Source organism: Sedimentibacter sp. (genome assembly GCF_033447055.1).
Classification (GTDB): domain Bacteria; phylum Bacillota; class Clostridia; order Tissierellales; family Sedimentibacteraceae; genus Sedimentibacter.
This window is the reverse complement of record NZ_JAWQJF010000065.1, coordinates 1-6,655: the sequence shown is the minus strand read 5'-3', so window position 1 is coordinate 6,655 and position 6,655 is coordinate 1. Positions and strand designations below refer to the sequence as shown.

General features: G+C 32.2%; 8 protein-coding genes. 7 read left to right on the top strand and 1 reads right to left on the bottom strand.

Annotated elements, in window-relative coordinates; genetic code table 11:
* From SA378_RS04465 to SA378_RS04445, 5 genes are all read left to right on the top strand, one after another.
* Positions 1-601, top strand: a 601-nt coding sequence (locus SA378_RS04465; RefSeq protein ID WP_318524783.1) for an ABC transporter ATP-binding protein, incomplete at its 5' end; no start/stop codon positions are given.
* Complete coding sequence (locus SA378_RS04460; protein ID WP_318524782.1) at positions 594-1,568, top strand: oligopeptide/dipeptide ABC transporter ATP-binding protein; 975 nt, start codon at positions 594-596, stop codon at positions 1,566-1,568. The genes SA378_RS04465 and SA378_RS04460, both read left to right, overlap by 8 nt.
* Positions 1,569-1,627: 59 nt before the next feature.
* Positions 1,628-3,454 carry a peptide ABC transporter substrate-binding protein gene (locus SA378_RS04455; protein WP_318524781.1) on the top strand — a complete coding sequence of 609 codons (1,827 nt, stop codon included), beginning with the start codon at positions 1,628-1,630 and terminating at the stop codon, positions 3,452-3,454.
* 139 nt (positions 3,455-3,593) lie between these two features.
* Positions 3,594-4,430, top strand: a complete 837-nt coding sequence (locus SA378_RS04450; protein WP_318524780.1) for an HAD family hydrolase — start codon at positions 3,594-3,596, stop codon at positions 4,428-4,430.
* Positions 4,431-4,512: 82 nt separating this feature from the next.
* Complete coding sequence (locus SA378_RS04445; protein ID WP_318524779.1) at positions 4,513-4,704, top strand: DUF378 domain-containing protein; 192 nt, start codon at positions 4,513-4,515, stop codon at positions 4,702-4,704.
* 32 nt (positions 4,705-4,736) lie between these two features.
* Here SA378_RS04445 and SA378_RS04440 read toward each other — a convergent pair whose 3' ends face one another.
* Complete coding sequence (locus SA378_RS04440) at positions 4,737-4,955, bottom strand: asparagine synthase (RefSeq protein WP_318524778.1); 219 nt, start codon at positions 4,953-4,955, stop codon at positions 4,737-4,739.
* 183 nt (positions 4,956-5,138) lie between these two features.
* Between SA378_RS04440 and SA378_RS04435 the strand changes: the two genes are divergently transcribed.
* Positions 5,139-6,074, top strand: a complete 936-nt coding sequence (locus tag SA378_RS04435) for a TIGR01212 family radical SAM protein (protein ID WP_318524777.1) — start codon at positions 5,139-5,141, stop codon at positions 6,072-6,074.
* A 97-nt stretch (positions 6,075-6,171) separates the two neighbouring features.
* Complete coding sequence (locus SA378_RS04430; RefSeq protein WP_318524776.1) at positions 6,172-6,585, top strand: hypothetical protein; 414 nt, start codon at positions 6,172-6,174, stop codon at positions 6,583-6,585.
* The last annotated feature ends 70 nt before the right edge of the window (positions 6,586-6,655 follow it).

The following is a 6,655-nucleotide window of genomic DNA, read 5'->3' as shown; positions in this document are numbered from 1 at the left end:
TGAGATGCTTAAATTAGTTGGTGTCAATGAACCTGAGAAAAGAATAAATCAGTATCCACATGAATTTTCAGGTGGAATGAGGCAAAGAGTTATGATAGCAATGGCTCTTGCTTGTGAACCGGATATATTAATAGCTGATGAACCTACAACTGCTTTGGATGTTACAATTCAAGCACAAATACTTGATTTAATGAAAGATTTACAAAAGAAAATGGGTATGGCTATTATTTTGATTACTCATGATTTGGGCGTTGTAGCAGATATGTGTGATGAAATAATTGTTATGTATGCTGGTAAAGTTTCTGAAAGAGGAACAGCTGATGATATTTTCTATAATCCAAAACATGAATATACTAAGGGTTTATTAAAATCTATTCCAAATACTCAAAATGATAAACAGCGTCTTCTTCCAATAGGAGGTAATCCTGTGGATTTGTTAAATATGCCGGATGGGTGTGCTTTTGCCCCAAGATGCGAGAATGCTATGAAGGTTTGTCTTCATAAAGTGCCTGAAGAAATTGTAATTGATGGCAGACATACTTCATGCTGTTGGCAAAATGTAAAGGAAGGATTTGGGGAGGAGAAGCAAAATCATGAATAAAAAAGACAAAGACTATCTTCTTGAAGTCAAGAATTTGAAGCAATATTTTGATATCCCAATGGGAGTATTTAAGAGTAAACCATTAAAAGCGGTTGATGATGTTTCATTTAATATAAAAAAAGGTGAAACCTTAGGTTTGGTAGGAGAATCTGGCTGTGGAAAAACAACAGTTGGAAGGTCTATACTTAATTTATACAAACCTACAGGTGGAGAGATAATATTTGATGGAGAAAAAATCAAAAGTAAGGAATCTATAAAAAGTTTAAGAAAAAATGCACAAATGGTTTTTCAGGATCCATATTCTTCACTTGATCCCAGAATGACAGTCGGTGATATTGTCGGCGAACCATTAGATGTATTAAAGCTTTATAAGACTAAGAAAGAAAGACAAGAAAGAATTAATGAATTGATGAGTATAGTGGGGCTTTCAAGCGAGCATGCCACACGTTATGCTCATGAATTTTCAGGTGGTCAGCGTCAAAGAATCGGTATTGCGAGAGCATTGTCTGTTGAACCAGAGTTTATTGTATGCGATGAGCCTGTATCTGCTCTAGATGTTTCTATTCAAGCACAGATAATCAATACATTTGAAGATTTGCAAAATCAATTAGGTTTGACATATTTATTTATTGCACACGATATTTTGGTTGTAAAACATATTTCTAACAGAATAGCGGTTATGTATTTAGGAAGAATGATGGAACTAGCACCTGCTGACGAATTATACAATCATCCACTGCATCCTTATACTATTTCATTGCTTTCTGCTGTGCCTATACCAGATCCGAAATATGCAAAGGAACACAAGAGAATCTTACTTCAGGGCGATGTGCCAAGTCCGCTTAATATGCCGGCTGGTTGTCCATTCAGAACCAGATGCCCTAGAGCTACAAAAGAATGCGCAGAAGTAAGACCTGAATTGAGAGAAGTTGCTCCAGGCCACATGGTTGCATGTATTCATGTTTAATTTATTAAATTATGATATTAATTTTAAATTAATATAAAACAAAAAAATGGAGGAAAAAAATGAAAAAGATTTTATCATTGGTTTTAGTTGTAGCTATGGCATTCTCTTTATTAGCAGGATGCACAAGCACACCACCAGCAGAAACACCGGCAGAAACACCAGCAGAAACGCCAGCTGCTTCAGATAGTATGGTAGTTAATGTTGGAGCATATCCTGATACTATTGATCCAGCACTTAACAGCGCGGTTGACGGTGCTACCTATATTATTCATGCATTTTCCGGATTAGTAGGTTATCAACAAAAAGAAGATGGAACACTCGAACTTTTTGCAGATGTAGCAAAAGAATTGCCTGTATCAGAACCAACTGCTGATGGAAAAGTTCAATATGTATTTGAATTAAAAGATGGCGTTAAATGGAGTGACGGAACAGATTTAACTGCAAAAGATTTCGTATATGCTTGGAACAGAGCAGCAGATCCAGCAACAGCAGCTGATTATGGCTATATGTTTGAAGTTATAGACGGTTATGCAGAAGTAACAGCAACAGATGATAAAGGCGTTAGAACAAATCCTGATGCAAAACTTAATGTTACAGCATCTGAGGATGGAAAAAAATTAACAGTTGTATTACCGATAGATGTACCATATTTTAATGAATTAGCTGCATTCCCAGCTTATATGCCAGTAAAAGAAGAAATAGTTGCAGGCAATGAAGCTTGGGCTACTGCTGCTGAAACATATGTGGGAAATGGACCTTATAAAGTTGTTGAATTTTCACAAAGTGAACTTGTAATGCAGAAAAATGAATATTTCCATAATGCAGACTCTGTTAAAACTAATGAAATAGTATTTGCATTTAATGATGACGATACTTCTTTATTAGCTAATTATCAAAATGGTTCTTACTTATTCATAGATTCAGTTCCTAATGATGAAATTAAATCATTACAGGAAACTTATCCGGAAGAATTCGTAATAGCTGGACAACTAGGAACATATTATGTATCATTTAACGTAAATGATGCAGCTTTTGCAGCATTTGCTGAAGCAGACAAAGCTAAAATAAGAGCAGCTCTTTCACTTATGATGGACAGAAATTACATAGTTGAAGAGATTGGTCAAGCTGGACAAGTACCTGCAGATGGTTTCGTTCCAATGGGATTAACAGAACCAGATGGTTCTGAATACATTGAACATAACGGAGTTAATGGTGACGGAACTGGTTATTACAGCGTTGATCCAGAAGAATATACAGCTAATACAGAAAAAGCAGTTGCTTTATTAAAAGAAGTTGCTGATTCAACAGGTCTTTATACTGTAGATGAAAGTGGAAAAGTATCAGCTGAATTCCCAACACTTGCTTACTTAACAAATGAAGGAACTGGACATGAAGCTATAGCAGTAAATCTTCAAGCTACATTTGCAGCTTACGGAATTAACATGACAATAGAAAAACAAGAATGGAGAACATTCCTTAATACTCGTAAGAATGGAGATTATTCAATCGCTAGAAATGGTTGGTTAGGAGATTACAATGATCCTATATCATTCTTGGATATGTGGACAACACAAAGCGGTAACAATGATTCTCAATTTGGAAGAGCTGATCATGCAACTTATACAGGTTACTCTTACAAGGGTGAAGAAGGAAAAACTTGGGCAGAATCTTATGACAAGTTAATTGCAGAAGTAAAATCTTCTAAGGTACCAGAAGATAGATTTGCTTTAATGCATGAAGCAGAAACATTGCTTATGTCAACAGGTGCTATTTGTCCATTATATTATTACACAGATATTTTCATGAGCAATCCAGCTCTTGAAGGTGAATTCGCAAGTCCTTTAGGATTTAAGTATTTCATGTTTGCAACAGTTGTTTCTAAATAATAGTACAAATAAAAAAACGTCGGGAATGTTTCTCGGCGTTTTTTTGTCTATACAATCCACAAAGCTTGATATGCAGGCACTTTAAATATTCTGTACATTTTCTAATGTTGGTTGTATAATTGATATCGGAGATGATATTATGAATTATAAAATGCTTGTATTAGATTTAGACGGTACATTGCTTAATGATGAAAAACAAATCAGTGAAAAGAATATACATATACTCAATGAATTGCATAAAATTGGAATAATTATTGTGATTGCTACCGGCAGAAATTATTTTATGGCCAAAGAACTTACAGAAAAAATCAGAACTATTGAACCGGTAATTATGGCTAATAATGGAGCGATAATCAGGCACTCTGAAAATGATGAACTTTTGGAATGCAATTATTTAGATTTTTTAGTTTTTAAAAATATATACAAGCAAGGACTGAAGCATAATCTTGACCCCATTATTCATGTGGATGAATATGCTAACGGTTATGATCTTATTTATGAACGAGAGAATTATGAAGAGGTATATAAGGGGTATATCAGGAAGGATTATCACAGAGCGAAATACAGGGAGTTTGAGATTACTGAAATCAAAAACATCTTATCGGTATGTTATTTAGGTGATTACAATCAGCTGTGTGAATTTAGCAGACATATGAAGCCTCAGAGCAAAGGAAGATTCAATATTATATGCAATCGCAACGTAAGCAATAGAGCTCTTCTTGAATTTTTGCATATTGACGGTTGTAAGTGGACTGCAATAAGAAAGTATGCTGTCGCCAATGGTATAAATACAGATGAGATAATTGCGATTGGTGATGATAGTAATGATATTGAGCTTCTTATGAATTCAGGATTAGGAATAGCCATGAAAAATGGCACTGATGAATGTATTAAAGCTGCAAAATATATTACTGAATATGACAATAATAATTCAGGTGTTTATTATGCACTTTCAGAAGTATTCAAAATTAAATAAAAATATTGACACTTTGTACATATTTCCTCAATTTGCAAAATATAATGTAATAATATTATGCAATAAAAATTAAGGAGGAATTATGAAAATATTATCTGCAATAGCATCGATTCTCATTATCATCGGGGCATTGAACTGGGGTTTGTATGGCATAGCAAAGATTGATATAGTTGAAAATTTCTTTGGTGGCTGGAATAGCAAAATAGGAAGGATTGTTTATATTTTAATTGGGATTGCCGGTTTATATTCTTTGCTTTATGTTATTTTTGCTTGAATTAACAAAAAACATGCCATTTGGCATGTTTTTTACTTTATTTGTATTGCTCTTGTTACTCTTCCCATTATATCACGATTCTGAATATTCTGACTAATCATTTCAGTAGATCCTAAAGCAATATGGGCTAGACCAAATCCTATAATCCCATTGCTGTAGGATTCTGGAAGATTTGTATTTCTTAAAGCAATTCCTGTAGCTGTTACTACTGTTCCAAGTACTGTAGGAATTATTCCTTCTTTAACATGCATTTAATACCTCCTAAATTTATATTTGTTTATTTATTATTTACAGAAAACAAGAAATAATTTTATTAATTTAATGGAAAATAAGAAAAAATTTATGCATAATCTAATTGCTTAATTTGAGATGTTTATTTATAATGAAATATAGAATAAGCTGATAAATATTGAAAATATAAAAAAAGGAAAAAAATGATAAAATTATATAATGAATATTCGAATTATTTAAAAGAAAAATATGGGGAAAAAGTCTATAAGCTTCCTGTTAATATTCCATGCACGTGTCCTAACAGAGATGGTACTATAGGATATGGGGGCTGCACTTTTTGTTCAGAAGTTGGAACAGGTTTTGAAATGCTAAATAATTCTATAAGTGTAAAAGAACAAATTATCAGAAATATGGATTACATATCAAAAAAATACAAAGCCAAAAAATTTATTGCTTATTTTCAAAATTATACAAACACATACTTAAAACTTGAAGAATTTAAAAAATATATATATGAAGCGGTTTTAGAAAATGTGGTAGAAATATCAATTTCTACAAGACCTGACTGCATTTCTGATGAATATCTGGAATTTCTCCATTCAGTTCAAAAGCAATATGAAATTAATATTTCAATTGAACTTGGCCTTCAAACTGTAAACTATCACACGCTCATAGCAATTAATAGGGGACATACTTTGGCTGAATTTATAGATGCGGCCATAAGAATTAAAAAATACAATTTTGAAATATGCACTCATGTTATTTTAAATTTGCCTGGAGATGATTTATTGGATGTAGTGGAAACTGCAAAAATATTATCTGTTTTAAAAATTGATCAAGTGAAAATACATTCATTATATATAATGGAAAATACAATAATGGGAACACTGTATAAGAACAATGAAATTACAGTTATATCGAAAGATGAATATGTAGAGAGAGTTATTGTTTTTCTTGAATATTTGAATAAGGATATTGTGGTTCAAAGGCTGGTTGGAAGAGCTCCAAAGGAAAATTCACTTTTTGTTAACTGGGGAATGAGTTGGTGGAAAATAAAAGATGAAATTTTGGGTAAAATGGAAAAGGAAAAAAGATATCAAGGAAGTAAAAAATTTTTACGTGAAATAAAAAAGATGTAAAAAGTAAAAATATGTAGTGTAAACATTTTCAATATGTGGTACAATATATATGTAATTTACTTTTATCAAATAAAATTTAAATAGGAGTGTGATTATTATGGTTCAATTAGTTTGCGGTCACAGCGGTACTGGAAAAACAATGAGAATGATTGAAATGGCAAACAAAACTATGGATAGTATACAAGGAAAGATGGTTTTCTTGGAAGCTAACAACAGACACATATTTGATTTAGATTATAGGATAAGATATATTAACACTAAAGAATTTGGAATGACAAATGAAGATCAGTTTCAAGGTTTTGTATGTGGTTTAATTGCGACAGATTATGATGTAGAACAAGTTTACATAGATGGATTATATAAGATTGCTCAGGCTGGAATAGATAAGTTAGAAACAGTAATAGAAAGACTTGATTATTTATCGGAAAAATTTAATGTTAATTTTATTATGAGTGTAAATCATGATTTAGAAGATATTCCCGAAGAATTGAAAAATAGAATTTTAAGTTAGAAATATAACCACCGGCATTAATTTGCCGGTGGTATGGTTTTTGTATGGTTTAATTTCCCTTATAGTTAAT

Coding starts and splice junctions, on each gene's coding strand:
- SA378_RS04445 (WP_318524779.1), top strand. CDS start 4,513: ATGAAAATATTATCTGCAATAGCATCGATTCTCATTATCATCGGGGCA.
- SA378_RS04430 (WP_318524776.1), top strand. CDS start 6,172: ATGGTTCAATTAGTTTGCGGTCACAGCGGTACTGGAAAAACAATGAGA.
- SA378_RS04450 (WP_318524780.1), top strand. CDS start 3,594: ATGAATTATAAAATGCTTGTATTAGATTTAGACGGTACATTGCTTAAT.
- SA378_RS04435 (WP_318524777.1), top strand. CDS start 5,139: ATGATAAAATTATATAATGAATATTCGAATTATTTAAAAGAAAAATAT.
- SA378_RS04440 (WP_318524778.1), bottom strand. CDS start 4,955: ATGCATGTTAAAGAAGGAATAATTCCTACAGTACTTGGAACAGTAGTA.
- SA378_RS04460 (WP_318524782.1), top strand. CDS start 594: ATGAATAAAAAAGACAAAGACTATCTTCTTGAAGTCAAGAATTTGAAG.
- SA378_RS04455 (WP_318524781.1), top strand. CDS start 1,628: ATGAAAAAGATTTTATCATTGGTTTTAGTTGTAGCTATGGCATTCTCT.